This window comes from Ramlibacter sp. P4_H7 (assembly GCF_056400765.1).
The window spans coordinates 78,964-103,324 of record NZ_JBFUKP010000014.1; the positions used below are offsets into that span (position 1 = coordinate 78,964).

Below are 24,361 nucleotides of genomic sequence, written 5' to 3' on the forward strand. Positions count from 1 at the left end.
AGGTCGGTTTGAGTGAAAGCCAAAAGCGGCGCATCTCTTGTGCAAGCTCGCTGCCCGCCGCAGCACGGTGTACGGCTACGCTTGCCACGCCGCCTGCTCCATCGACTGGCCTGCGGAGACACGGCTCGCCTGGCTGGTGATCACGGCCTGCAGATGGGTTCTACCAGTCACCCCCAGCTTGGCGTAAATCTCGGTGAGGTGATTTCTCAAGGTGTGCTCGCTCATGTGCAGCCTTTCCGCCACGATCTTTCCTGGAGCGCTGGGGTTGGCTGCCATTGCCTCGACGACCTTGAGTTGCTTGCGCGTGAGTGGCTCCGCCCGGCGTGCGGCGTCGTTCGGGGCTGGGTTTGCCTGTTCCGAACCGGCTTTGGGCGGCAGTTGTGAATGCGGCGAGCGGTCGGCGCCTGCGGCATTGAAGATGGCGCGGACAAAGCTGCCAGGAGACTGGTGCGTATCCACCCAGGTCTGGGCCACGCTTTCCGGTTGAACCCCGCAGCCGGATGACAAGGCCAGGATCTTGACCCGGGCGCGGTCGTAAACGACGCGAATGTCCTCGGCGGAGCAATCGTTGCCGTCCACCACCACCACGTCGGGAAACTGACTTTCGATCTCTTCGGCCGCGTCTCGTAGCGACCGCGAAACCCCGGAAAGCTCAATTTGCGGTGCCGCCGTGGACAGCAGTCTCTCCAGCCCCCAGCGCACCAGCGCCGGAGCCACAAGGAACACACGAATCGGGGACTGTCCTTCAACCATGTCGAACTCCGGTAACAAGTCGACACAGATCGTAGGGTGAAACTAGATGTTACCGCCATCATTCATTTGGGTGACCCGACGGTTGCCGTCAGGAGAGGAAAAGGAAGCTCTACGGGGGCCAGGTCCCCCCTTGGGCTCGCAGCCCCGTTGGGATATTTCGCCGCCAGCAGGAGCGTCTCAGTTGGTTTCGACCATGGAATACAGTCGCCGCCGCTGGCAATCTTTCGTTCTGGCGGAGTAAGCATGCCACCTACGACGCGCATCTTCTCGAACGAAACCACTAACAGGCATCGTCCCCTGAGAGACCAAATTGGAAACACACCGCGTACGTGATGCGCTTGATGTCTTGGCCTGGTTGGGCGATCGCGCCAGTGAATTGCCGGAAGAGAAGGCGTCAGCTGTCCAGATGCAAGTGACTTTGGCAATCACTGGCCTGTATCTCGCCGAGTACGTCTTTCATCAAGACCAAGGGCGTGATGCGTACGACGCCCTGCTTGGCTCCGTTCGTGGCGAGGCGGAAGTGCCGGAAGCGGCGCAACTGTGGGCAGGGCTTCTTGCCGCGCGCCGGTGAAGACCGACGCATCAGTGCGCTCGAATAATGAACCTGATCAGGCCGACTGAAATCGCAAGCGGGCGCGACTTGACAGCCGCGCGCACTGACGCATAGCGCACTTACTGGAAGAACGACTTCAGATTTAGTCGCAGCAGTCACGAATAGTGGTCCAGGTGTTTGACTTGCAGCCTGAACTCCTGTCAGATAGACCCTTCCCGGAAGGATTCGCCTAAGGGTGAATCAGCATGTCGTACCTGCGAAGTGCGCAAGGCTGTCGGTCGTTGGCTCGATTCGGTTCCATGTCGATCAAGTCAGGAGATCACCATGACAGAAGCGCCACTGGCAAGTCTGAAAGCTGCGCTCCGCGGAGCGCTGATCACACGTGACGACGAGGAGGGTTTTTCGGCCGCGCGATTGCGAGGTTGGAACCGAGACCTCAACTTGCGCGCGAATCCGCTGGCGTTCGCCTTGGTCAGCGGAGTACGGGACGTCGTGACGGCAGTCGACTTCTGCCGATCGAACAAGATTCCGGTCGCCGTGCGCGGCAAGGGCGCCCATTCGCCGTACGGAATGGCCACCGACGCACTGGTGATCGACCTGAGCCGAATGACTGCTGTCAGGGTCGATCCCGGGAAGAAGCTGGCATACATCCAGGCCGGTGCCGATGGCGGCGATATAGATCACGAGACAGCGCTCCATGACCTTGTTTGTGTCACCGGTTCGGTCTCCCACACCGGGTTTGCGGGTGTTGCGCTGGGAGGCGGACTGGGCCATCTAAGCCGTTGGTTGGGCGCAGTCGTCGACAGCATCGTCGGGTACGAGCTGGTCACTGCAGACGGGAAGGTGATCCGCGTGGACCAGACCCTGGATCCGGAATTGTTCTGGGCCATGCGAGGCAACGGAGGCAGCTTCGGAATCGTCACCGAGTTCGTCGTCCAACTGCGCGACATGCCCAACGGCGGAATCATTCGCAGTGCCCCGATCCTGTGGCCGGTGGCCAAGGCGAAGGAAGTGATGCCCTCCTGGATGCAGCACATCGCGCGGGACGACCGCAAGGACACGGAAACGCTTCAGTTCGTGTTCTTGCACTCTCCTGATGGCGACCCGGTTTGCGGTGTGGTTCCCTTGATCGTCGGCGAAACCGAAGAGGCGGCAAAGACCAGGTGCGACGAGCTGGCGGCGTTTGGAGGCGGGGCCCTGGTGCGGCAGGACACACAGCTGCCGTACACGGCGTTGCAGGCAGCGCTGGACGGCTGCTTTCCCTTCAACAACAACTACTGGGACAAGGGCGTGTTCATCAACTGGGATCCCAGCGACGCCGGCGCGGTGAACAGCATCGTCGACGTCGCAGTGAAGCACTGGAGCGAACGGCCGGCGTTTGCGTCGAAGCTTTCAACGTTCATTCTGTTCATGGAGGTGAATGGCGCGGTAGGCCGAGCGGACCGCGCGTCCACTTCCTTTGCTGGCCGCAACGGGCGCCTCTGGTGCACCTGCATCACCAGTTGGCCAGAAGACGATAAGTCCCAACGGGCGGCGAGCAAGATGTGGTGCGACGAGTTCGTCGCAAAGCTGGGCCGGTTCCATGTGACCACGTACCTGAACAACGCCATGCCGGAAAGCGAAGCAGAGATGCTGGGGGTATTCCCGCAGGACACCATGAACCGGCTACGGGCTGTCAAGAAGAAGGTCGATCCGTACAACCTCTTCAGGACAGGCGCATGGGAATTTGAGGCCAACAAGTAGCTGCAGCACACGCCCGCTCTGCCATTTGCACTGGCGGGGCGAACCAACACCGTGCCATGGGCTAAATCGAGTTCACCTCACGCGCACACGGATCACGCGGATCCGTGTTCGGTTGCTGGCCTCAGCACGCATGGCCCGGAACGCGTTCGAAACCGACCGTAGCCGCGAATACCCTCCGTGGGTGGACACGGCATCCCTCGCGCCCCAGTCGTGTCCGACATTTCCCACAATCTGCCGGCGTTAGATCCGGCTGCGAAGCCGCGCTGCCGGTCCAAATTTGAGGTAACGCGCCGCGTCGTGCGGCGCGCTCGACCAAGGAGCTCAAAGATGAACGACGATCGGACCGAAGGCAGCTGGAAGCAGTTCAAGGGCAAGATCAAGGAGCAGTGGGGCAAGCTGACCGATGACGACCTCGACGTCATCAGCGGAAAGCGCGACCAACTCGCCGGGAAGATCCAGGAGCGCCATGGCGTGGCTCGCGACGAGGCGGAGCGCCAGATCCGCGACTTTGAATCGCGCAACCCGGATACCCGCTGGAGATAGGGCCGGTTCCTGGAGTGAGCGTTTCTGCGGCCGCCTTGCGCGGCCGCATTTGCGTACAGCGAACGCTCGCGCCTGGTCATGCATTCGCCGGGCCGCCCTCCAGCAGAGCCGAAGGGCCGAAGGGTCAATAAGGTGGCGCCACCACCATGAACTGCGAGCCCTGCGGCGCATACCAGGTGGTGCCGCACTGCTGGTAGACGATGCCTCCGTAGTTCACCGGAACGCAGCCTGGGGGCACGGAGCGCACGCTGGATCCGATCGCGGCGATGGTTCCGCCGATGACGGCAGCCGCGGCCACGGGGTGATCGTTGTCCCATCCGTTGTTGTTGCAGCAGCCGTTGTTGTTGCCACTGACGTTGACGTTGACGTTCCTGTTGACGTTGTTCACGTTGTTGACGCTGGTGCTGCGCACGTCGTTGCTGCGGGCATCCGCCTTGGTGTTGTTCACCTGCGCGCTCTGCCGGTTGGCGCCCGCATTCGCTGCACCCCCGCCACTGCGCGGCTGCGCCGACGCGCCAGCCGCTGCACCACCGCCACCACCACGCCGTTCACCCGCGGCTTGTGCGGGAATGGCCGTGGCAAGGATCGCAACCGCGGCCACGGCCGCAACGAACTGGGCAAAAGAGGAGATCTTCATGATGGCGCTCCCTTACTTGGTCTTGCGCGCAACCAGGTCGACCTTCGTCGAGCCCTTGGGTGGAGTGAACTTGAACACCGCGTCCGTGAAGGCTGGCTTCAGGTTCCAGTCGATCAGCGACACCGACTGGGGACGCGCTTCGTCCGCGCGGTTGGTGATCACGATCTTGCGCGGCAAGGGCTTGCCGGCTGCCGTGGAGATCCAGATCTGCCAGTCCACCTGGCCCTGGCGGAACGCGTAGTGGTCGCAGAGATCGCCGTCGATGATGTCCTGCCCGGCATTCATCGCCGAATCGAGCTTGTCCAGCGGTGCCGCCGGCGTGCCGAACAGGAACAGGTCCGACAGCGGCACCTGCACGGCATACCGCTCCTCCAGCCCGTTGACCAGCTCGCCGACGGTGGCAGTGAGATCCACCGAGGAGTAGTACTTCTGGGCCGGCGTGAACAGCGTGACGGTCTTGCCGTCATGGATCATGACGCGCTGCGTGCTGGCCGATCGCATGGCGGCGCGCAGCTTGTCGGGTCGTGCCACATCCAGCGCCGCCGATGCCGTGTGCTGCAGCTTCTGGCCGTCGGTGAGAACTCGCTCACCGGTCACCTCGGTTTCCACATGGAAGCGCTTGAGCGACTGCAGGAACGTGCCCATGTCCTTCAGGGCCTGCACGGCGGCGGGGTCGACGGCGTTCGCTTTCGGTGCAGTGGCGGTGGCAGCGGCGCCCGCCGCGGGCTGGGCGTGCGTGGCTGGGGCCGCCAGCGCGCTCGCCAGCAGGACGGGCAGCAAGTATCTTGGGACCATGGTCAGCTCTCCGGTAGAAACAGGCCTCGCCTCGATGGGAAGCACTCCGTCCCATGGCGGGCTCGATGGTCGGCCGTCGCGGCGATGCGCTCAATTGGACCTAGGTCCAACGCCGGCTGGACCACGACACAGGCGCCCGCGCGTCGAGGAACCGTCACCTCGCAGGCACAGGAAGACGTTGATGTCGCGCTCGCTCGAGCGAGCGGCTTCGCCCAAGGAGCCACGGTGAGCCAGATCTCGTTGCAGCGGCTGGCGTCTGGGTGACCGGCGCAGCCATCTCGAGCTTGGCCGGCACCTCGGTTTGCGTGACGGGCGCCGTTATCTCATCGGCGACCAGGACAATCTTGCCGGTCACGCCGCCCTGCCCGAGAAGCTCCTGCGCCTGTCTTGCCTGCGCGAGCGGAAACCGCCTGAAGATGATCGGCCTGATCTTTCCCATCCGGAGCAGTTCGAGCAGCGCAGTGAGGTCCTGCCGGAACAGGTCGGGCCTGCGCCGCTTCAACCACTGGATGCTGTAGGGCACCACGCGTCTTCGTCCGGGCAGGACCCAACTGGCTGCAATGTACATGGCGTACATCGCGAGTCCGCGAAGCCGATGCGGCCGCTCTCCGGTGATGCGACCCCCACTGAGCGATCCGGTCAGGCCGTAGGCAACCACCCGTCCACCAGCACGCAGTGCCTGGCGCGAACGCCAGATGTGCGATCCACCGATGCCGTCGAAGACGACGTCCACCCCCGTCGCGACGAGGCGGTGGATTTCACGAACGAAGTCCTGCTTCTGATAGTCGACCGGCGTGGCTCCTTCCGCCGCGACGACGCCGGCGGCCTGAGCCGAACACGTCCCGTACATCTCGAGTCCGGCGAGCCGGCCCAGTTGCAGGAGTGCGGTACCAACCCCGCCGGCGGCGCCGTGGACGAGCACACGGTCGCCGCGCTTCACGCGCGCGGCACGGTACAGCATCTGGTAAGCCGTGACGTAGTTGAGGCCCACGCTCACCGCCTCGGCCGGGTCCACGCCGGGGGCCACGGGAAACAGTTCGTCCCTGCGCAGGCAAACGTACTGCGCATACGCTCCGGTGATGGGCACTGCGGCGACCACCTGGCCTTCGCGGAGGTCCTGGACTCGTGCGCCCGCGCGGTCGACGGTTCCCACCAGGTCCCACCCGGGTGTGAAGGGGGGCACGGGCTTCTCGGGATGAATGCCCTCGCGCATCATCACGTCGGGCAAGGAAACACCCGCCGCCAGGACGCGGACGCGCACTTCGTCCGGCTTCGGTTCAGGACACTCCTCTTCGATCACCGACATGGTGTCCGGCCCGCCATAGCGGGTGACGACGATGCGCATGTTCTTCATGGCGGACCTCCTTGCCGGCGGGGCTGCGCCTGCGGCTGAGGGGACGGGCCCGTCGGCATTCCGCCCTGCGTCGGACGGCGCACCGGACGGATTGATTCAATATAGAAATCAGCTGCGCGGTGGCAGTGACGCAGATCAAAAGCCAGTCATAGCGTGCAGCACCGGCAGCTGGTCCATGCCGCGAATGCGGGGCCGCTGTTGGCCGTGAGCGGACATCCCCAAGGGGAGCTTCGGTGCAGTGGATATTCCCGGCGAACCCGTGATGAAGCTCGAGCTGCGCTCCTCGGACTGAGCTCGGGCGGTCCGCCGCGCTTCACCGTCCGTCGATGAGCCGATCGAAGCCGACCGATCTGAACCGCTCCAGGACGAAGTCCACGAAGACGCGGGTCTTGGAGGCCAGCATCCTCTTGCTGGGATAGTAGAGGGAGAGCGGCCCCGCGTTGCCGTACCAACCTGGAAGCAGGCGAACGAGCTCGCCGGACTGGATCGACGCGAAGGCGAAGGGCATGGGCACCAGCGCCACGCCGAGGCCCTGGCGCGCGGCCTGCGCGACCGTTTCGGGGTCACTGAGGATGATCCGGGGCTGGCACGGAACAGTCTGCTCCACGCCACGGCGGGACATGAGCGTCCAGGGCCGCACGCGGCCGGTCGGCGTGGAACGTCGCATGATGCCGTCCAAAGTCGCGAGGTCCGCCGGCGTGCGCGGAACCGCGCGCCCGTGCATGTAGGCCGGCGACGCGACCGCCACGATATGCACCGGTCCCAGTTCGCGCGCGATGACGCCCGCGGCCATCGGGAAGCCGCCGCCGATGGCAGCGTCGAAACCTTCACCGACGATGTCGACCTGTCGATTGTCGAAGTGCCAGTCGGGCACGACGCGGGGATAGCGGGCCAGGAATTCGCCCAGGAGCGGGACCAGGAAGTTGCGGCCGAACGCATGGCCCATGCTGACCTTCAAGGTGCCGGCCGGCACTTCATCGATGCCGCTTCCGTCGGCGAGGGCTGTCTGCAGCGATGCCAGTGGACCGTTGACCTGCCGGAGAAAGCGCTCCCCCTTTTCCGTAAGCGACAGCCGCCGCGTGCTGCGGTGGAACAGTCGCACCTTCAGGTCGGCCTCGAGGCGCGCGACGTTCTTGCTGACGCCCGCCGGCGTCAAGCCAAGGACCCGTGCGGCAGCCGAGAAGCTGCCGTGCTCCGCCGTATGGACGAAGGAGATCAGGTGCTGCAGTTGTGCCATGGCGGATCTTAAACCGCCGGTTGAAGCTGATTGGCGTCGAATGGGAGTGGTCACGGCACATGCGTCCACCGATACTGGGTTGCGCCTGATCTCCAATTCTCGACATCGCCGAAAGGGTCCCCATGCGCGCCTTCATCCATCTCCTCTCCACCCTCTTCATCTGGTTCGCCATGCCTTCAGCATCCTCGGCCCAGGACTTCGCCTTTCCGGGATTCACGGTGCGTGATGTCACGGTGAACGGCGTCACGATCCACACGCGGTCCGGGGGTTCGGGTCCGGCCGTCGTCCTCTTGCACGGCTATGGGGAGACGGGGGACATGTGGGCGCCCATGGCGGTCGACCTGGCGCGGGACCACACGGTCATCGTGCCGGACCTGCGCGGGCTCGGGCTCTCGTCCAAGCCGGCAGGCGGGTTCGACAAGAAGACCCAGGCCGTCGACGTGGAGGCGGTGCTCACCGGATTGGGCGTGCGGCAGGTCGACGTCGTGGCGCACGACATCGGCAACATGGTGGCTTTCCAGTTTGCGGCCCAGTACCCGCAGCGCGTGCGGCGGTTGGTGCTGATCGATGCGCCAGTGCCGGGTGTCGGGCAGTGGGACGAGATCCTGAAGAACCCGCTGCTTTGGCACTTCCGGTTCGGCGGTCCGGACATGGAGCGCCTGGTCGCCGGCCGCGAGCGCATCTACCTGGATCGGTTCTGGAACGAATTCTCCGCCAGGCCCGACCGCTTCAGCGAAGCCGCGCGCCGTCACTATGCCGCGCTGTATGCGCTGCCGGGTGCGATGCATTCCGGATTCGCGCAGTTCGCCGCGTTCGACCAGGACGCCATCGACAACCGCGCTTTCCTCGCAGGCGGGCGCCTGAAGATGCCGATCCTCGCGGTCGGTGGCCAGAAATCGTTCGGTCCGATGATGGCCACGGTGATGCGTGCCGCCGGCGACGACGTGACCGAAGGCATCGTTCCGGATTCGGGCCACTGGATCATGGAAGAGAACCCGCAGGCCACGATCCGCCTGGTGCGCAGCTTCCTGGCGCAGGCGACTTCGCAGTGATTCGCTGCCCACCATTCCGAGGACAGCCGATGAACACGACATCCATGAGCGCGACCGAAGAGAGTCTGGCGGGCGACGCGGGCAAGTTGTTCTTTCGTTCCTGGACGCCAACGGATGCAGCGCGCGGCGTCGTTGTCATCGTGCCGGGCTTCAACTCGCACAGCGGGCAGTACGCATGGGCCGGCGAGCAGTTCGCGAGCCGGGGGTTTTCGGCCCACGCCCTCGACCTGCGCGGCCGGGGCAAGTCGGACGGCGAGCGGTTCTACGTCCAGCAGTTCGAGGACTACGTGGACGACGTGGATTCGCTCGTCCGCCTTGCCAGGTCGAGGCAACCTGCATTGCCGCTTTTTCTGCTGGGTCACAGCGCAGGCGGTGTCGTGGCATGCCTTCATGCCATCGGGCATCAGGCGGAACTTGCCGGCCTGGTGTGCGAGAGCTTTGCGTTCCAGGTGCCGGCACCGGACTTCGCGCTGGCAGCGTTGAAGGGCCTCAGCCACATCGCTCCGCATGCGCACGTTCTGCGGCTGAAGAACGAGGATTTCTCCCGCGATCCAGCAGTCGTCGCCGAGATGAACGCGGACCCCTTGATCGCCAACGAATCGCAGCCGACCAACACCGTCGCCGCGATGGTGCGCGCCGACGAGCGCCTGAAGGAGGCATTTCCGCAGATCCGCCTGCCGCTCCTGATCCTTCACGGCACCGCCGACCGCGCGACCCGTCCCGATGGCAGTCGGCTGTTCCACGAGCTGGCGGGCTCCGAAGACAAGACGCTCAAGCTCTACGACAGCAATGTGCACGACCTGCTGCGCGACGTGGACAGGGATCGCGTCATGGAAGACATCGCTGCCTGGCTCATTGCCCGACTGCGCTTGCCTTCAGGCCGCGCACTTCAGGGGGCGGGTGCCTGAACTGCTTTGGCGCGCGGATCCGGACGAAGACAGCGGGGTACGGCAACCAGCCTTGAATGAAACGGCTGCGAGTCCAGCCGCTCCATTCAAGCCCGGAACGCGTCAACCGCGAAGAATTCGAGTCTCCTCCACCCCTCTTTGGAACCTCGAAATGACAGCCTTCCCGACCCCCCTCGTCCCGTCCGCCAACGACGGCGCGCCCCGGCAGCCGCACTGCGGAACCGGCGCTTCCGCCCCCTGCGCGTGCCTGGGTTGCCGGCAGCAACGCGTCGGCGGCGAAGCGGCGATGCAGGCCGGCTCGACGCCGGTCGCGCTCTGCCACTGCGCGGCTTGCAACTGCGCCTGACGCTGCCGCATCCAGGGAGCTGCCATGAACTCGATCCAGGTCATCGGCGTGGTCATCCTGATCGGCGTTGCGGCCACGGCGGTGATGGACGCCTGGCTCTTCGCCCTGGCACGGCTCGGCGTCCCCACCACCGACTGGCGGCTGGTCGGCCGCTGGGTGGCGCACATGCGGCAGGGGCGTTTCGCGCATGCATCGATTGCGCAGGCGCCCGCCGTTCGCAGCGAACACGCGCTCGGCTGGCTGGTCCACTACGCGGTGGGAATCGCCTATGCCTTCGCGCTCGTCGCGTTCACGGGCGCGGCCTGGATCACGCAGCCGGCGATCTTGCCGGCGCTGGTCCTCGGGCTCGTCACCGTGGCGATGCCGCTGTTCCTGATGCAGCCCGCGATGGGCTCCGGCTTCGCTGCTTCGAAAACGGCGACGCCCTGGGGGAACCGTTTTCGCGCCCTTGCGAACCACGGTGTGTTCGGGCTGGGCCTGTACATCGGTGCTGCCCTCGTCGCAACCCTCTGAACCCGATCTTCCGGAACACACCATGCCTTCCCACGACCTGCCTGCGTCCCTGCGGACGCTCACCGGCCCCGTCGTTCAAGCCAGGTGAGGGTCTCGCGCACGTTCGCTCAGCGGGCCCTTCATCCGCAGGAGCGAAGGCGGCAGGCCGAACATGGTCCGCGCCGTCCTCGACAGGTGCGCGGAGTCGGCGAAGCCCGCTGCGTGGGCGGCAGCGGAGAGCGTCTCACCTGCCATGAGGAGCGTCCAGACGTGCAGCAGCCGGCGCCACAACAGGTAGGTGCGCAGCGGCATCCCCGTTTCCTCGACGAACAGATGGCGAAAGCGCTCGGGCGAAAGACGGGCCGCGCTCGCCACCTCCGGCAGGGAGACGGGCTGGTCCACACGTTGCCGGATGTACTCGATCGCGGCGAGCACGCGGGCATCGGTGGGTTCGCGATGCACCGTCCCGGAGAGGTCCTGGATGAGCTGCATGCAGACAGCCTGCACGGCGTCATAGCTCCGCTGCACGCGCCAAGCCTGGTCCAGGCGGCGAGCGGCCTGCGCCACGGTGTCGGGATCGAGCAGCTCCATCCGGCCCTGCAGTCGTGCCGCCAGCGCCCTGCCCTGCGGTGTCTCGGGCTCGACGAAGAGCACGGCACTCATCTCGCACCCGTTGACGTCGATGCTGTGCGTCGCTTTCGAGGGGAGGAGTGCCGCGGCGCAGGACTGCCATTCGCCGTGCCGGCCAAACTGCACGCGCAATCCGCCGGGCACCCCGATCACCAGCTGGATCGCGTAGTGCGAGTGCGGCGCGGGCGACGGACCGCGGCCGGCGCCGAGAAAGCCGCACACGCCCGACCAGGCGACGAAGTCACCCTGGTAGCTGCTGGCCGTCGACTTGTCCATGCGCCCGTGTTTCCGCGTGCGAGTGTATCGGCGGACGAGCTGGAGGAAAAGGACGCATGAGATCACCATATCGATCGAGATGACGGCTACCGGCGCGGCAACGGAAACCCCTTGCGGACGTGATCCGCGAGCATGTCGCAGAACACCTTCGCGTAGACCGGCAAAGGTCGGCGCTTGTCGGAGAGCATTGTCAGCGGCTCGTCCAGCGCCTTGCCTCGATAGGTGACGCGCAGGACGCGGACCTTGTATCGGTGGATGCGCAAGGCCGAAGGGATGATGGCCACGCCGTGGCCGGCTTCGGCCATCGCGAGCAGCGCGTGCGGAGCCCGACATTCCAGCACGTTGTTGGGAGCAAAGCCGGCAAGCCGGCAAGCGGCGTCGAAGTTCCTGCGCATGGCGAAGTCCTGCGTCGCCTGGAGCAGCGGGAAACTCCCGAGGCTGCCGATCTCCACCTTGCCATCGCTGCCGAGCCTCAGCTTCGGGTGGCAGGCCGCCAGCATTTCCATGGGTGCGAGGTCGTGGCTCGCGAATCGCTCTTCGTTCGGCGTGATTGCACTGGCAATGGTCTGCACCAGCTGGACCTCGCCGCGATCCAGCATCGCGAACGCCTCCACGCCGGCCGCGCCATCCACCAGCCTGACCTGCACGTTGGGGTAGCGCGCCGCGTAGTGGCGCAGGAACTCGGGAAAGATGCCCTCGATGAGATGGGGCGAGGCGGACACGCGCAGCACGCCGACATCGCCGCGCTGGAGGACCTGCGCCTGCTCGCCCAATGCACGGGCGTAATTGAGCAACCCGCGGCAGTCGTTGAGGAGTTGCTCTCCTGCGCTCGTGAGCAGCAGGCGCCGGCCGACCCGGTCGAACAGCTTCAGGCCGAGTTCATCCTCGAGAAGGGCGATCTGCCGGGACAGCGCCGGCTGGGCGACGTGGAGGCGCTCGGCCGCCCTGGAGACGGTGCCCACCTCGGCCACGGTGACGAATGTGCGGACATGACGCAGGTCCATGACTTGCCCCTCATGCCGAACCGGCATGAAGACGCAGAATAACTCTCTATTGGATCTATCAGACCTGCCGTCCCAGAATCAGCCGCAACTCGATGGAGGTCCCCATGATCCGCGTGATCCCGCTGCTTCTCGCGCTGGCCGCATTCAACGTCTCGGCCCAGGGCTGGCCGACGAAGCCCCTGCGCGCCATCGTCCCCGTGGGCGCGGGCAGTTCGACCGACATCGTGCACCGGATCGTCCTCGAGCAGATTTCGGAACAGCTCGGGCAGCCCATCATCGTGGAGAACCGCGTGGGTGCCGGCGGCACCATCGGCACTGCCGTCGTGGCCAAGGCACTGCCGGACGGCTACACGCTGCTCGCCAACGGGTCTGCCCACACCATCGTCCCTGCGCTCTACAAGAACCTGTCCTATGACCCGGTGCGCGATTTCGCCGCCATCGCGCCGGTCGGCAGCTCGCCGAGCGTGCTGGTGGTGTCGCCGGCGAAAGGCATGAAGCGCGCGGCGGATCTTGTCGCCGCCGCCAGGGCGCATCCGAACGCGCTGAACTTCTCCTCTGTCGGCATCGGCACCGCGACGCACCTGAGCGCCGAGCGGTTCCTGGCGAGTGCCGGGGTGCAGGCCGTCCACGTCCCGTTCAAGGGAGGCGCCGAGGCCATGACCGAGGTTCTCGCCGGCCGCGTGGACTTCTTCTTCGGTCCGGTCGCGCTCGTGCTTCCGCAAGTGCGGGATGGCAAGCTGGTCGCGCTCGCCGTGAACACGCACAAGCGCTCGGAAACACTGCCCCATGTGCCCACTACGGCCGAGGCCGGGTTCCCCGACGCCGAGTATCCGATCTGGTTCGGCCTCTTTGCGCCGGCCGGTACGCCGCGCGACGTCGTCGAGCGGATCAGCCGCGAGACGCAGAAGGCACTGCAGACGCCGAAGGTCCGCGAGAGGCTGGCCGCGCTCGGCGTGGACCCGGTGCCCATGTCGCCGGACGAGTTCGCCGCGTACGTAAGCCGCGAAGTGTCGCTCAACGCGGCCTTGGCTCGCAGAGCCGGCCTGAAGGCGGAGTGACGTGGCCGACGCGCCCATGCGATTCGACGATGGCGCGGCGTACGAGCGCTTCGGGGACCGCTGGAGCCGTGCCGCCGCGCCGGTATTCCGTGCTCGCCGGCGCGGTGTCCCGGTCCGCTACTTCATGAGTCCCTTCTGCTCCAGCCAGCGCTGGATCAGTGCGGCAACCTGGTCGGAGTTGCGATCCATCATCATCAAGTGCGTATTGCCACGGATGCCGGCCTGCGGCAGGTCGATCACGTCGGCGATGCCGCCGGCTGCGACGATCCTGCCGCGGAACTGCTCCTGGCGCTGGCGCAGCGTTCCCCAGAATGGATAGTCGTTCAGGTGGTCACCCCAAACCCACAGCATCGGCGTGTTGCGCAGGCGTGTGTAGTCGGCCTTCTCGAGATCCGGCGTGCCAGAGGTCTCCACCGCCACGATCGCCTTGATCTTGTCCGGCGCGCGCAAAGCGGCATTGAAGGCGAACGCGCCACCTTGGCTGTGGACCAGGATCACGCAGGGACAGGCCCTGTCGACATAGGCGTCGTAGGCCCGCTGCGTGGCTGCGTCGTTCGTCAACCACCGCGGCACCGACTGCTTCGTGAACTGGTCGTAGGCGCCCACCGGGAACAGCGTGTCCGGCCAGGACTGCCGTTGCGCCGCAACTGCGGCATAGGAGCCAGTCGGACCGATGCGGAACAGCTCCCAACCCTCTTTCTTGGCGCGGAAAACCGGCTCGCTCGTGAAGATCTCGGGGTAACGCGCCCACGATGCGCGGCCGCGCTCCACCGCGTCGCTCACGTAGACGTCGTGACCGGCATGCAGGAACCAGTTCTCCCACCCCGGTTGGCCGTCTGGTTTCGCTTCGAACGTCACGCCGCTCAGGCCGCCGCCATGCCACATCAGCAAGGGATACTTCGCCCGGGGCTGCGCCAGCAGCGTGTACCGCGCGTACATCTGCTCGACTTCGAATTCACCATTTGGATTCATCCGGACGGGGGGCGCCCCCGGGCTGAAAGTCACGTCTTTTTCCGGCAATCCGCCGAGCGTGACTGTGCGCCCACCGACGTGGAAACTGCCAACTTCCCTGACGACGATACCGCCGGGACTGGCGCAGCCCATCAAAGCCATGGCCAAGCCGACAGTGGCCAGGATTTCCTTCATGTCGTCTCCTTGCTGTGTTTCCCCGCGCAGTCTAGCGAGGTGCGCCATCTGACAGGAGTCCAGCAGGGAGGGGGAGCCGCGGTTACCGCGCCTCCTGCGCCAACGCGGCCAGCGCCCGCAGCCCCATGAGGTAGGAAAGGGGCCCCAATCCCTGGATGGTGCCCTTGACCGCCGGCGAGATGATCGAATGCACACGCCAGCTCTCGCGCGCGGCGATGTTGGACATGTGAACCTCGATCACGGGGAAGGGCATGGCCTTGATGGCGTCGTGGAGCGGCACGCCGTGCTGGGTGAGCCCGGCCGGGTTGACCAGGGCGCCCTGCGCCTCGTCGATGTGGCGGTGCAGGAAGTCCACCAGCACGCCCTCGTGGTTGGACTGGATCGTCTCGAGCTGCACGTTGAGCTCGGCGGCGAGCGAGGCCAGCTGCTCATCGATCTGCGCCAGCGTGGTGTGGCCGTAGATGTGCGGTTCGCGCCGGCCGAACAGGTTGAGGTTCGGGCCGTGCAGGACCAGGATTTTCACGGGGTCTCCGCTTCGCATCACAGCTTGGACACGCGTTCCAGCTCGGACTTGAACAGGGTCACGATGGCGGGGTCGTAGGCCGCCGAGAACTTGTCGTAGACCGGCTTCACCGCGGCGCGCATGCGGGCCAGCTCGGCGGGCGGCACGTCGTTGTAGAGCATGCCCTTGGCGGTCAGTTCGCTCAGCGCCTTGCCGGAGACTTCACGGCTGACCACGCGCTGCCAGTTCTGGGCTTCGACGGCAGCCTCCTGCAGGATCTTCTGTTCGACCGGCGACAACCGGTCCCAGAAGCGCTTGCTGATCTGCATCGGGTTGGTCGCGTAGACGTGGTTGGTTCCGCTCACGTACTTCTGCACCTCGTAGAACTTGCTCGACGCGATGACCGCGAACGGATTCTCCTGTCCGTCCACGGCCTTGTTTTCGAGCGCGCCGTACAGCTCGGCGAAGGGCATCGGCAGCGGGTTCGCGTTGAACACCTTGAAGGTTTCCAGGAACACCGGATTGGGAATCACGCGCAGCTTCAGGCCTTCGAGGTCCGACCCCTTCATGATCGGGCGCTTGCTGTTCGTGACGTTGCGAAAGCCCAGGTCGAAGAAGCCCAGCACGATCACGCCCTTCTCCGGCAGCCTGGCGGTGAGCGCCTTGCCGAGGGGCCCGTCGACCATCGCGTCGGCCTGCTTCGCATTGGCGAACAGGAAGGGGAAGTCCAGCAGGCCGAACTCCTTCACGATGCCGTTCAGCGAGGTGGTGGAGGCGACCAGCATCTCCTGCACGCCGCCTTGCAGCGCCGCCTGCTGCTGCAGCTCGTTGCCCAGCTGCGACGAGGGGAACTCCTGCACCTTGATCTTGCCGCCGGTCTTGGCCGCCACGATCTCGGCGAATTTCCTCACGCCCAGGCTGGTCGGGTGGTCCGGGTTGTTCAGGTGGCCGAACTTGATCGTGCGTTCCTGGATGTCCTGCGCGCCGGCGCCGGCGGCGGCAATGAGCATGGCGACGGCGGCGAGGCCGCGGCGGGTGATCGGTTTCATGCGTGTCTCCAGTGATGTCGATGGGAAAGTTGCGGCATGATAGGGAAGCACCCAGAACACCATTCCAGTCCGGAATCTCTTTTCACATGACGAACTCGGTAGCCGGCCCAACCGGCACGGTCGATCGCACGCTGCGCATCCTGGAAACGCTGGCCGCGCAGCCGGAGGGCCTGCCGCTGGCAGCACTCGCCGACGAACTCAACGTGCCGCGCAGCGCCTGCCACCGGCTGCTGGCGGACCTGGTGCGCTGCGGCTATGTGCGCCAGCTGCGCGAGATGGGCGACTACGCGCTCACCACGCGCCTGGCCGCGCTCGGCCTGAGCTTCCTCGGCGCGGCGGGCATCGTGGACATCGCGCAACCTATCATCGACCGGCTGGCGGAAGTGTCCGGTGAACTGGTGCGCCTGGCGCTGGTGGACGGCGACCGCCTCACCTTCGTCGCGAAGGCGCAAGGCGCGCGCGCCGGCCTGCGCTACGACCCCGACATGGGCATCGACGTGCGCCTGTCGTGCAGCGCCGGCGGCCACGCGTGGCTGATGACGCTGAGCGAGGAGCGTGCGACGGAACTGGTGGCCCGCCAGGGGTTCGGTGCGCCGCGCGAATACGGCCCCAAGGCGCCCACCACCTTCAAGGCGCTGATGAAGAAGCTGGAGGAAGACCGCAAGCGCGGCTTCAGCCTGATGACGGAGATGTACGCACCCGGCATGAGCGCCATGGCCGCCCCGGTGCTGCGGCGCGGCGCGGAGGCGGCCGGCGTGATCACCATCGCGGGGCCGCTGCAGCGCCTGACGGCCGCGCGCATGCAGGAACTCGGCCGGCCGCTCGTGCAAGCCGCGGGAGAGCTCGCAACGGCGGCGAACAGTTCGCCGCTGCTTCGCCGCAGCGCGACGCGCGCGGCCTGATCAGGAAAGAACACGAAGATGGCACTCCTGGGCGACTCCGCACTGGCGATGTGGTGGGACATGGCGCCGGACCTGCGCTCCGAGTTCGAGCACTGGCATTCGCACGAACATTTTCCGGAGCGGCTGGCGCTGCCCGGTTTCCTGCGGGCCTCGCGCTGGCGGGCGGCGGACGGCGGGGAAGGTTTCTTCATCCTCTACGAGCTGCAGGACCACGCGGCGCTCAGCTCGCCCGGGTACGTGGCGCGCCTGAATGCGCCGACGCCCTGGTCGACACGCCTCATGCCGCATCACCGAAACATGGTGCGCAGCCAGACGCGCGTGCTGCATTCGCATGGCGTGGGCGTGGCGCGCCATGCGATGACGCTGCGGCTGTCGCCACGTGATGGCGAGGAGCAGCGCCTGCAAGTCGCACTGCGCTCGCTGATCGAAGAGCTCCCCCTGCGTGCCGGGCTGGCCGGCGCGCACCTGCTGCGCACCGACACGCCGGCCATCGCGCCCACCACGGAGCAGCGGATTCGCGGCAATGCGGACCGCAGCGCGGATTGGGTGTTCGTGGTGTGCGGCTACGAGATCGACGCGCTGAAGATGCTGGCCGATGGGCCGCTCGCGCCCGCCGCGCTTGGCGCAGTCGGCGCTGCGCCGGAAACCGTCGCGGGCTGGTACAGCCTCTCCCTGTCCATGGCCCGGAGCGAGAACGGGCCGGGTCGATGACGCGCTGACCGCTGCGCCTCATGGCGCCGTCAGTTCTCCTGCGCTGAACCGCGGACGCGGCCCTTCGGTCGTCTGCTCCCGGGGAACCACCGGGTCGACGCATTCGAAGTTCGGCAGCTGGGCGAAGTCGCGCAGCGACGCACAAGCCTGCCGGAACCGCTCCAGCTCACCGTCGTTCCAGGTTTTCATGCCCCAGGCAACCCCGAGCGCGATGCACACTGGCAAGAGCCCGCCACCCGTGGTGAGGAAAGCGGCCGTGATGCAGACGTTGTTCACCGTGGCACCGGCCCACATGGCGGTCGCGGACGCGTACCCGCCAGGTCGCTCCTTTTCAGGGAGGCTCTCCACATACTGGAGCGTCGCCGCCTTCATGCCGATGAACAGGACAGGACTCAGCGGATTCACGCTGACGACGCCCGTCGCCAGGACTGCGGCGGTCGACACGCCGTCCGCAATCGCCGCCTGGACCGCCTGCTCCTTGGCATCCTGCGCGCGGACGCAATACGAGGCACCCGCCAACGCGGCAACGAAGGCGATCCTCCGCAGCAGCAAGAACTTCGGCTCTCCCATCGGCCCCTCCTTCGCCCGCGATGCGGACTCGCGCCGATGAGGCACAGCATGCTCGGCGCTGCCCAGAGCTTGCCGCCGCCGTGCGCAAACGGTGGGCACGCCCGTCGTCGTCCGAGCCCCGGCCGTCGCGGAGAATGTCCGGGATGTAACGGAGATCTCGCCGGCGGCCACTGATGGCCGGAAGCAGACGCTTCAGAGGGGCGTCGGCGAATGCAACGGCAGCAAACGACCCTAAGCGGACGTCGAACTTGAATCCGCTTTGTCACACCCAGCATTGGCGCTGTCCTGGCGACGGGTTTGCGAGCGGGTCCATCGAGTCGCCACGGCGCGCACGTGCTCGATGAACACGCGCACTACGGGGCTCAGCGTTCGATTCTTCAGGGTGACAATGGCGGCGGGTCGCGACTGCACTCCCAGATCAATCGGCAGGGCCTTGAGGCCCCATTGCCCCGCGTTCGCGCGAAGCACCGATTCCGGCAGCACCGTCAAGAACCTGCCGGTGGCCAGCAATTGGTTGCGCAGCAGGATCGAATTGGCGCTTACCCGTTCTTGCGGTGTAGCAAGCCCCTGCGAGCGGAAGGCTTCTGCAATCAGATCGCGAATGAAGTGGTTGGCTGCGAAAAGCCACGGCTCGTCCACAAGTTCAACCAATGCGATCTTGCGGCGGCGAGCCCATGGGCTGCGCGCGCCGACGACAACGCGGTGCCGATCGGCCAGCAAGAGTTCGATGTCCAGGTCCTCCTCGGTCATCGGCACAAAAGTTCTGGCCAGAGCCAAGTCGACCTGGCGTTCGCGCAATTCACGGAAGTCCAGCGTTTCCGCGTTGGCTTGGACCACGCGAACGACAACGCCTGGGTGGCCGTGCGTAAAGCGGTCGATCGCCTCGGGCAGCAAACCGGCGGCCATCGTGTCCCCGCACGCGACGCGCACTTCGCCCACGGTCTTGTCCGCCAGGTAGTCCAGCTCGCGGACAGCCTGACCGAGCTCGTCGAACACGACTTCCGCGTGCCGCAGCAAGGCGCTGGCGTACAGGGTTGGCTCGACTCCCCGACTGCTGCGATCCAGCAGGCGCACGCGCAAGGCGCTCTCCAGGTTGCCGATCGATTCGGACACCGCTGGCTGGGACATCGCCAGGTGCGAGGCAGCCTTGACCATGCTGCCCCACCGCACGACTGCAGCCAGGATGTGGAGGTCCCGCAGTTTCAGTCGCCTGCCGATCCTGTCGTCCCACTGCTGGCTGCGCGTGCCCATAGGTTTTGCCTTTGGCGTCATCGAGAAATCGTTCTTCCCTTTATACCCAAGCTCCAGTACCTTGCCGCTACCGGATCGTCAGCAGGCCCACATGCGCATGCGCAGGAACGCAAAATGAACAGGATCACTGCAGCCACGGCGGCGCTCTTCGCATTGCTGGCATTGCCCTTGCCCGCGGCGCACGCCGCGTATCCGGAGCGGCAGGTCACCCTCATCGTCGGCTTCCCCCCCGGCAGCCAGCCGGACATCGTCGCGCGGATGCTTGCGCAAGCCTTGGCAGGCAAACTGCAAAAGCCCGTGCTTGTCGAGAACATCACCGGCGCCGCCGGAAACATCGCGGCGGACCGCGTGGCCAAAGCGGCGCCCGATGGGTACACGGTGGGCCTGCTGAGCCAGACCCAGATCGCCGTGAATCCGGCTCTCTACAGGCTGCCTTATGACCCGGTGAAGAACTTCACGCCAATTTCGCTGGTGACCGTCTCGCCCAACCTGCTCGTGGTGAACAGTGCTTTCCCGGCACAGAGCGTTGCCGATCTGGTGAAGCTGGCGAAGTTGCAGCCCGGGACCCTGACCTATGCATCCAGCGGCAATGGCAGCGGCACCCACATGGCCGCCGGATTGTTCATGGCAGCCGCCGGGTTGGAAGTGCGGCACATCCCATACAAGGGCGTCGTCGCGGCGATTCCGGACCTGGTGGCAGGACGCGTGACGATGATGTTCAGTCCGCTGCCCGTCGTCCTGCCCCTGGTCAAGGAAGGAAAGCTGCGCGCACTTGCGGTCACGTCGCTTCGTCGTTCGTCGGTGGTCCCGCAAATGCCAACGGTTGCCGAGTCTGGCTATTCCGGGTTCGAGGCGACGAATTGGTATGGACTCCTCGCCCCCGCCGGGACCCCGACGGCCGTTGTGCATCGCCTCCATGCCGAGACAGTCGCCGCACTTCAGTCGACCGAGGTACGCGAAAGATTGAGTGCACTCGGGGTCGAGTCAGCGGGCAATTCTCCCGAAGAGTTTGCTGCCGTCATCAGCTCCGAAATCCCGAAATGGGCCAAGGTCATCAAGGACCTGGGCATTCAACCTGACCAGTAGGGAAACCATGCGCGGGGAGCAGGCGCGAATTCCTTCCTCGGAAGGCGGCGCGTTTGACTGCTACGTGGGCACGCCGACGCACGACACAGCCGCTCCCGCCGTCGTGCTCGCCTCTGCAATCCACGGTGTCGACCAGGATCTCCGTGAGATTGCAGAAGAATTCGCGACCCAGGGATTCATCGCGGCAGCACCAGACCTGTTCTGGCGCACGGTTCCGGGTCCACTTCCGCACGGCGACGCAAGAGCGACGTACCGGGCGCAGCCCCGGCATCAAATGATCCGCACCGGGGAGCGGGACCTGTGCGACGTGCTCGCGCATCTCCATCGCATCCCAACTTTCAATGGCCGGGCGATGGTCCTCGGCTTCTGCTACGGCGGGCCGTACGCGATTCTTGGTCCCAAGCGCCTGGGCTTCGATGCAGGAATGGCATGCCATGGCTCGCAGATGCTGGACTACATCGGGGAGCTCGAAGAATCGGGCCGGGGCGTATGCGTCGCCTGGGGCGACGAAGATCATCTCGCCCCGGTTGATGTGCGTTCCGCCTTCCTCGCCCGGCAGACGCCCGCGAACAAACTGGAAGTGCAGGTCTTTCCGGGTGTTCGGCACGGGTACATGATGAAGTCCAGAGAGGATGTCTTTGATCAACAGGCATTCAGATGGTCAATGCAAAAGACCTTTGGCATGTTGGCTACTCTGGCCAGCAAGGGTGGGGACATGGGTTCAAGCTGAACCCACACACAGCGGGGTCGGCCCATTCAAAAAGGCGGCGCCATTTCGCTACAGTCAACGCCCATGAAAAATCTCTGCACGCCGCTCCTCGCGGTCGTCCTGGTCGGTTGCGCAAGCGTTCCGGGCGACGCGGTGATGGGAACGAAACCGTCGTACCTCCAGGCCGTCTCCAGGGACGTGCCCAATGGCGCGGCATTGCACCGGCGCATCTGGACTCCTGCGCTCGACGAAACCTTCGTGCCGCAGGGCTTGACCAACGCGGGCAACTACCTGTTCGTCAGCAGCTACAAGCCGACTCCGGACCTCAAGTCGAACACCGGGCCCTGCCGCGTGTTCCGGATCGAAAAGGCCACGGGCAACGCGGCTGGCCACTTCGACATCCCCGCAGGCACGTGCACCCACTCGGGGGGCCTGGCGTACGTTGGCACGGGGAAATTGCTGCTGGCGGACACCTACCAGCTGTTCCTGGTGGACATCGACAAGGCGCTGGCTTCGGGGACGTCGGCCGGCGCGCAGCAGACCGTGAAGATCGCAGGCGGGCTGCGCGGCTCCTACGCCACGTTCGACGGCACCCACGCCTGGATCGGCACCTGGACGAAAGATGCGACGAAGGCCGTGATGTGGCGGCTCGATCCTTCGTTGTTCGACCGGTTCGACGGGCAGACGGTCAGGGAGGACCGCGCGGTGGAGTCCATCCCGGTGCCGCTGGAGGCCCAGGGCGCGGCGTTCGACAAGTCCGGCAAGCTCTGGGTGTCCGCAAGCAACGGCCAGTGGGGCAAGCTGTACCTCCTGGACCGCAAGGGCAACGTCCAGGCCGAATACCCGATGGTGGCCGGCCTCGAAGACCTGACCGTCGACGACGCGGGGCAGCTCTGGGGCTTGTCGGAGTCCGGCACGATGAAGTACCTCGCGTGGGAAACGAAGTTTCCGTTCATCTTCCAGATCGACGTGGGCGCGTTGAAGTGATCGCGCCACGGGCCCGAGGGCATGATGTCGACATCTCTGGCAACGAGGAGCGGCATATGGCTCACGGACCTGGCGCCCCGCAGGCAGCAGGCGAATCCGACAGTCCGGTCGCGAAGATCCTGCCCTTCGTGTCGGTTGCGTCCATGGTGATGACGCTGCCGCAAATCTGGACGGTCTGGGTCGAGGGACAGGTCTCCGGCGTGTCCCTGCTGTCCTGGGGAACGTACCTGCTCGGCGCCTGCCTGTGGCTCATCCACGGGCTGGCTCGGCGCGACAAGGCGATCTACGTCGCCTGCATCGGCTGGATCCTGCTCAATGGAGCGGTGGTGGCTGGCGTGCTGGTGCGTCGCTGACGCGCTCAGGGTCCTTCGGCTCACGGTTCGCAAGGCGCGTCGGCAAGCAGCCGGTACGGTTCAACCTCGTTTCCATAGAACGAACGTCTGCCGCTCGCTGGCCGCAAGCGCCTGCGCGAGCTGGTCGTCCTGGAAGCCAGGCAGGCGCCGGCGCAGCTGGCCCGCCAGGTCGTGCTGCCGGGCGAGTGCGGCCCGCACGGCAACGCCGTTGTGGCCCGCCCCGTGCAGCAGGAGCAGCACGTCCTTCTTTTCGGGCCCCGCCTCCTGCGAGATCGCCTCCACCCGGGTGAGCTCGTCCCAGAGCACGGACTCCTTCATCTGCCTGCGCATGCGCGAGCCATGCGTGCGCACGACACCCTGTTCGGTCACGGAAAGCTCCTCCGCGTACTGGTCCATGCGGCCGATCACGCGCATGAAGATGACGGCCAGGGTAAGCAGGACCCAGGCCCACAGGGGCAGCACCCCCGCGCGCACGAGGAACAGGCCGCCCGCCAGGAAGGCGATCAGGGCGATGGTCTTCAAGAGCTCGCTGTTGCGCGTCATGGTCCGTCGATGTGGCCAGCGGATGGTGTCGCCGCCGGATCCATCCAGAACGCGGCCCACAGATGGCCGTCCGGATCCGCGAGGTCCCGCGAGTACATGAAGCCGAAGTCCTCGGGCGGGTTCGCGTCGGCCTGCCCGCCGTGGGCCGCGGCGGCGCGGTTCATTGCATCGACGGCCTCGCGGCTGTCCATCGCCAGCGAGAGCATCAGCCCGCTCGACCCCGACGGCGGGAACGGCCGCTGGGTGAACGTCCGCCACTTCGCGTGCGTGAGCAGCATCACCTGGATCGATTCGCTCCAGGCCATGCAGGCCGTGGTGCCGCTGTCGTCGCCGAATCGCGCGTTGCGCTCGAAGCCCAGGGCTTGGTAGAACGCCGTGGACGCCGCGAGGTCGCTGACGGGCAGGCTGATGAAGATCGTCTTGGTCATGGGGCCCTCATGGTTGGGTCACGGGAATGGGCTCCGGTCACGGAGCCCCTCCGCTACGACGATCGAGGACCGCTGGAATCGACGTGCACTCCCAGCACTCGTCGAAGAGGGCCCCGCCCCGCACGGGTGCGGCCGAAGCCGTGGAGGTCTGGGCATGGCCCGCAGCGGGTGCGAGCGCGCCGGCGCACAAGGACGCGACGCCCAGGGCAAGACCGGAAGCAGACCGGCGGATGCGGGCAGCGAGCGTCATCGCGCCGATTCTGCCAAACACCCACTGCATGCACGCCGCGCAGTGACCGACGTGTTCAGTTGCCCTGGTTCTGCGGGAAGGCGCGCCGGTAAGCCAGGCTGCACAGCTCCCGCGTCGCTTCCAGGACGGTTCGCTCCTGCGCCAGTTTGTCCGGGGGGACCTCCCCCATCGCCGCCTGGATCGCCAGGTCCGTGAACGCCGTTTCCAGCGCCAGCAATTCGCGATGCGTCCGCAGCCAGTCTTCCAGAGCCTGGTTGGCGCCGGTCGACGCCAGCGCCGATGCATCACCGACCGGTGCCGTGGCCGCAGGCTGCACGGGGGCGTCTTCGGCTGCGCCACGGCGCTGCTCGTCCTCGTCGATCAGCTTGAACAGCTCAGTGGTTCCGTTGCCGGACCGTTCTCCCGGCTGGAAGGACGGTTCGTTCGACGCAGGAGACTTCTCCGGGGCGGCTCGTTCCATGCGGCATTCTGTCCCCAGGTTCGACGGATCGGG

28 protein-coding genes are annotated in these 24,361 nt (G+C 66.0%); 13 read left to right on the top strand and 15 right to left on the bottom strand.

Annotation, left to right across the window (positions count from 1 at the left end):
• Positions 1–75 precede the first annotated feature (75 nt).
• Positions 76–771, bottom strand: coding sequence for a response regulator transcription factor (locus tag AC1DSA_RS18495; protein ID WP_477891849.1), 696 nt, complete (start codon positions 769–771; stop codon positions 76–78).
• Between the two features lie 292 nt (positions 772–1,063).
• Between AC1DSA_RS18495 and AC1DSA_RS18500 the strand changes: the two genes are divergently transcribed.
• The 3 genes from AC1DSA_RS18500 (at position 1,064) to AC1DSA_RS18510 (ending at position 3,592) form a co-directional block, all read left to right on the top strand.
• The gene (locus tag AC1DSA_RS18500; RefSeq protein ID WP_477891851.1) at positions 1,064–1,324 is read left to right on the top strand and encodes a hypothetical protein; all 261 of its coding nucleotides are present in this window, start codon (positions 1,064–1,066) and stop codon (positions 1,322–1,324) included.
• Positions 1,325–1,630: 306 nt separating this feature from the next.
• Positions 1,631–3,049: an FAD-binding oxidoreductase gene (locus AC1DSA_RS18505; protein WP_477891853.1), complete on the top strand. Its 1,419-nt coding sequence runs from the start codon at positions 1,631–1,633 to the stop codon at positions 3,047–3,049.
• Positions 3,050–3,376: 327 nt separating this feature from the next.
• Positions 3,377–3,592 (top strand): CsbD family protein, encoded by a 216-nt coding sequence (locus AC1DSA_RS18510; protein WP_477891855.1) that lies wholly within the window; start codon positions 3,377–3,379, stop codon positions 3,590–3,592.
• 124 nt (positions 3,593–3,716) lie between these two features.
• Here AC1DSA_RS18510 and AC1DSA_RS18515 read toward each other — a convergent pair whose 3' ends face one another.
• The 4 genes from AC1DSA_RS18515 to AC1DSA_RS18530 form a co-directional block, all read right to left on the bottom strand.
• Positions 3,717–4,229: a hypothetical protein gene (locus tag AC1DSA_RS18515; RefSeq protein WP_477891856.1), complete on the bottom strand. Its 513-nt coding sequence runs from the start codon at positions 4,227–4,229 to the stop codon at positions 3,717–3,719.
• 12 nt (positions 4,230–4,241) lie between these two features.
• Positions 4,242–5,024, bottom strand: a complete 783-nt coding sequence (locus AC1DSA_RS18520; protein WP_477891858.1) for a DUF2092 domain-containing protein — start codon at positions 5,022–5,024, stop codon at positions 4,242–4,244.
• A 154-nt stretch (positions 5,025–5,178) separates the two neighbouring features.
• Positions 5,179–6,378, bottom strand: a complete 1,200-nt coding sequence (locus AC1DSA_RS18525) for a medium chain dehydrogenase/reductase family protein (RefSeq protein ID WP_477891860.1) — start codon at positions 6,376–6,378, stop codon at positions 5,179–5,181.
• Between the two features lie 313 nt (positions 6,379–6,691).
• Positions 6,692–7,615, bottom strand: a complete 924-nt coding sequence (locus AC1DSA_RS18530) for a LysR family transcriptional regulator (RefSeq protein ID WP_477891941.1) — start codon at positions 7,613–7,615, stop codon at positions 6,692–6,694.
• 122 nt (positions 7,616–7,737) lie between these two features.
• Between AC1DSA_RS18530 and AC1DSA_RS18535 the strand changes: the two genes are divergently transcribed.
• From AC1DSA_RS18535 to AC1DSA_RS18545, 3 genes are all read left to right on the top strand, one after another.
• Entirely contained in the window at positions 7,738–8,667 is a 930-nt protein-coding gene (locus AC1DSA_RS18535) for an alpha/beta fold hydrolase (protein WP_477891862.1), read from the top strand.
• Between the two features lie 29 nt (positions 8,668–8,696).
• Positions 8,697–9,575, top strand: coding sequence for a lysophospholipase (locus AC1DSA_RS18540; RefSeq protein WP_477891864.1), 879 nt, complete (start codon positions 8,697–8,699; stop codon positions 9,573–9,575).
• A 370-nt stretch (positions 9,576–9,945) separates the two neighbouring features.
• Entirely contained in the window at positions 9,946–10,434 is a 489-nt protein-coding gene (locus AC1DSA_RS18545) for a DUF2938 domain-containing protein (protein ID WP_477891866.1), read from the top strand.
• A gap of 75 nt (positions 10,435–10,509) precedes the next feature.
• On the opposite strand, the gene AC1DSA_RS18550 is transcribed toward AC1DSA_RS18545, so the two are convergent.
• Entirely contained in the window at positions 10,510–11,319 is an 810-nt protein-coding gene (locus tag AC1DSA_RS18550) for a helix-turn-helix domain-containing protein (RefSeq protein ID WP_477891868.1), read from the bottom strand.
• Between the two features lie 86 nt (positions 11,320–11,405).
• Positions 11,406–12,350 carry a LysR family transcriptional regulator gene (locus tag AC1DSA_RS18555; RefSeq protein WP_477891870.1) on the bottom strand — a complete coding sequence of 315 codons (945 nt, stop codon included), beginning with the start codon at positions 12,348–12,350 and terminating at the stop codon, positions 11,406–11,408.
• 77 nt (positions 12,351–12,427) lie between these two features.
• On the opposite strand from AC1DSA_RS18555, the gene AC1DSA_RS18560 reads away from it, so the two are divergent.
• On the top strand, positions 12,428–13,381 hold the full coding sequence (locus AC1DSA_RS18560; protein WP_477891872.1) for a Bug family tripartite tricarboxylate transporter substrate binding protein: 954 nt from the start codon (positions 12,428–12,430) through the stop codon (positions 13,379–13,381).
• 117 nt (positions 13,382–13,498) lie between these two features.
• Here AC1DSA_RS18560 and AC1DSA_RS18565 read toward each other — a convergent pair whose 3' ends face one another.
• The 3 genes from AC1DSA_RS18565 to AC1DSA_RS18575 form a co-directional block, all read right to left on the bottom strand.
• A complete protein-coding gene (locus AC1DSA_RS18565) occupies positions 13,499–14,527 on the bottom strand; it encodes an alpha/beta hydrolase (protein ID WP_477891874.1) in 1,029 nt (342 codons plus the stop codon).
• An 82-nt stretch (positions 14,528–14,609) separates the two neighbouring features.
• Positions 14,610–15,050 carry a type II 3-dehydroquinate dehydratase gene (locus AC1DSA_RS18570; protein ID WP_477891876.1) on the bottom strand — a complete coding sequence of 147 codons (441 nt, stop codon included), beginning with the start codon at positions 15,048–15,050 and terminating at the stop codon, positions 14,610–14,612.
• 17 nt (positions 15,051–15,067) lie between these two features.
• Positions 15,068–16,078 (bottom strand): TRAP transporter substrate-binding protein, encoded by a 1,011-nt coding sequence (locus AC1DSA_RS18575; RefSeq protein ID WP_477891878.1) that lies wholly within the window; start codon positions 16,076–16,078, stop codon positions 15,068–15,070.
• 86 nt (positions 16,079–16,164) lie between these two features.
• On the opposite strand from AC1DSA_RS18575, the gene AC1DSA_RS18580 reads away from it, so the two are divergent.
• Positions 16,165–16,980: an IclR family transcriptional regulator gene (locus tag AC1DSA_RS18580; RefSeq protein WP_477891880.1), complete on the top strand. Its 816-nt coding sequence runs from the start codon at positions 16,165–16,167 to the stop codon at positions 16,978–16,980.
• Between the two features lie 18 nt (positions 16,981–16,998).
• Positions 16,999–17,691 (top strand): hypothetical protein, encoded by a 693-nt coding sequence (locus tag AC1DSA_RS18585; RefSeq protein WP_477891882.1) that lies wholly within the window; start codon positions 16,999–17,001, stop codon positions 17,689–17,691.
• Between the two features lie 18 nt (positions 17,692–17,709).
• Here AC1DSA_RS18585 and AC1DSA_RS18590 read toward each other — a convergent pair whose 3' ends face one another.
• Complete coding sequence (locus AC1DSA_RS18590; protein WP_477891884.1) at positions 17,710–18,261, bottom strand: hypothetical protein; 552 nt, start codon at positions 18,259–18,261, stop codon at positions 17,710–17,712.
• A gap of 231 nt (positions 18,262–18,492) precedes the next feature.
• Complete coding sequence (locus AC1DSA_RS18595; protein ID WP_477891886.1) at positions 18,493–19,512, bottom strand: LysR family transcriptional regulator; 1,020 nt, start codon at positions 19,510–19,512, stop codon at positions 18,493–18,495.
• A 114-nt stretch (positions 19,513–19,626) separates the two neighbouring features.
• Here AC1DSA_RS18595 and AC1DSA_RS18600 point away from each other — a divergent pair, with 114 nt between their 5' ends.
• The 4 genes from AC1DSA_RS18600 (at position 19,627) to AC1DSA_RS18615 (ending at position 22,647) form a co-directional block, all read left to right on the top strand.
• Entirely contained in the window at positions 19,627–20,598 is a 972-nt protein-coding gene (locus AC1DSA_RS18600; RefSeq protein WP_477891888.1) for a tripartite tricarboxylate transporter substrate binding protein, read from the top strand.
• Positions 20,599–20,605: 7 nt separating this feature from the next.
• Positions 20,606–21,328, top strand: a complete 723-nt coding sequence (locus AC1DSA_RS18605; RefSeq protein WP_477891890.1) for a dienelactone hydrolase family protein — start codon at positions 20,606–20,608, stop codon at positions 21,326–21,328.
• Positions 21,329–21,391: 63 nt separating this feature from the next.
• Positions 21,392–22,294 carry an NHL repeat-containing protein gene (locus AC1DSA_RS18610; RefSeq protein WP_477891891.1) on the top strand — a complete coding sequence of 301 codons (903 nt, stop codon included), beginning with the start codon at positions 21,392–21,394 and terminating at the stop codon, positions 22,292–22,294.
• Positions 22,295–22,350: 56 nt separating this feature from the next.
• Positions 22,351–22,647, top strand: coding sequence for a hypothetical protein (locus AC1DSA_RS18615; RefSeq protein ID WP_477891893.1), 297 nt, complete (start codon positions 22,351–22,353; stop codon positions 22,645–22,647).
• A 60-nt stretch (positions 22,648–22,707) separates the two neighbouring features.
• Here AC1DSA_RS18615 and AC1DSA_RS18620 read toward each other — a convergent pair whose 3' ends face one another.
• From AC1DSA_RS18620 to AC1DSA_RS18630, 3 genes are all read right to left on the bottom strand, one after another.
• The gene (locus AC1DSA_RS18620; protein WP_477891895.1) at positions 22,708–23,190 is read right to left on the bottom strand and encodes a hypothetical protein; all 483 of its coding nucleotides are present in this window, start codon (positions 23,188–23,190) and stop codon (positions 22,708–22,710) included.
• Positions 23,187–23,618: a VOC family protein gene (locus AC1DSA_RS18625; RefSeq protein WP_477891897.1), complete on the bottom strand. Its 432-nt coding sequence runs from the start codon at positions 23,616–23,618 to the stop codon at positions 23,187–23,189. The genes AC1DSA_RS18620 and AC1DSA_RS18625 overlap by 4 nt, the downstream gene beginning before the upstream one ends.
• A gap of 305 nt (positions 23,619–23,923) precedes the next feature.
• Positions 23,924–24,328: a hypothetical protein gene (locus AC1DSA_RS18630; RefSeq protein WP_477891899.1), complete on the bottom strand. Its 405-nt coding sequence runs from the start codon at positions 24,326–24,328 to the stop codon at positions 23,924–23,926.
• Positions 24,329–24,361: the final 33 nt, after the last annotated feature.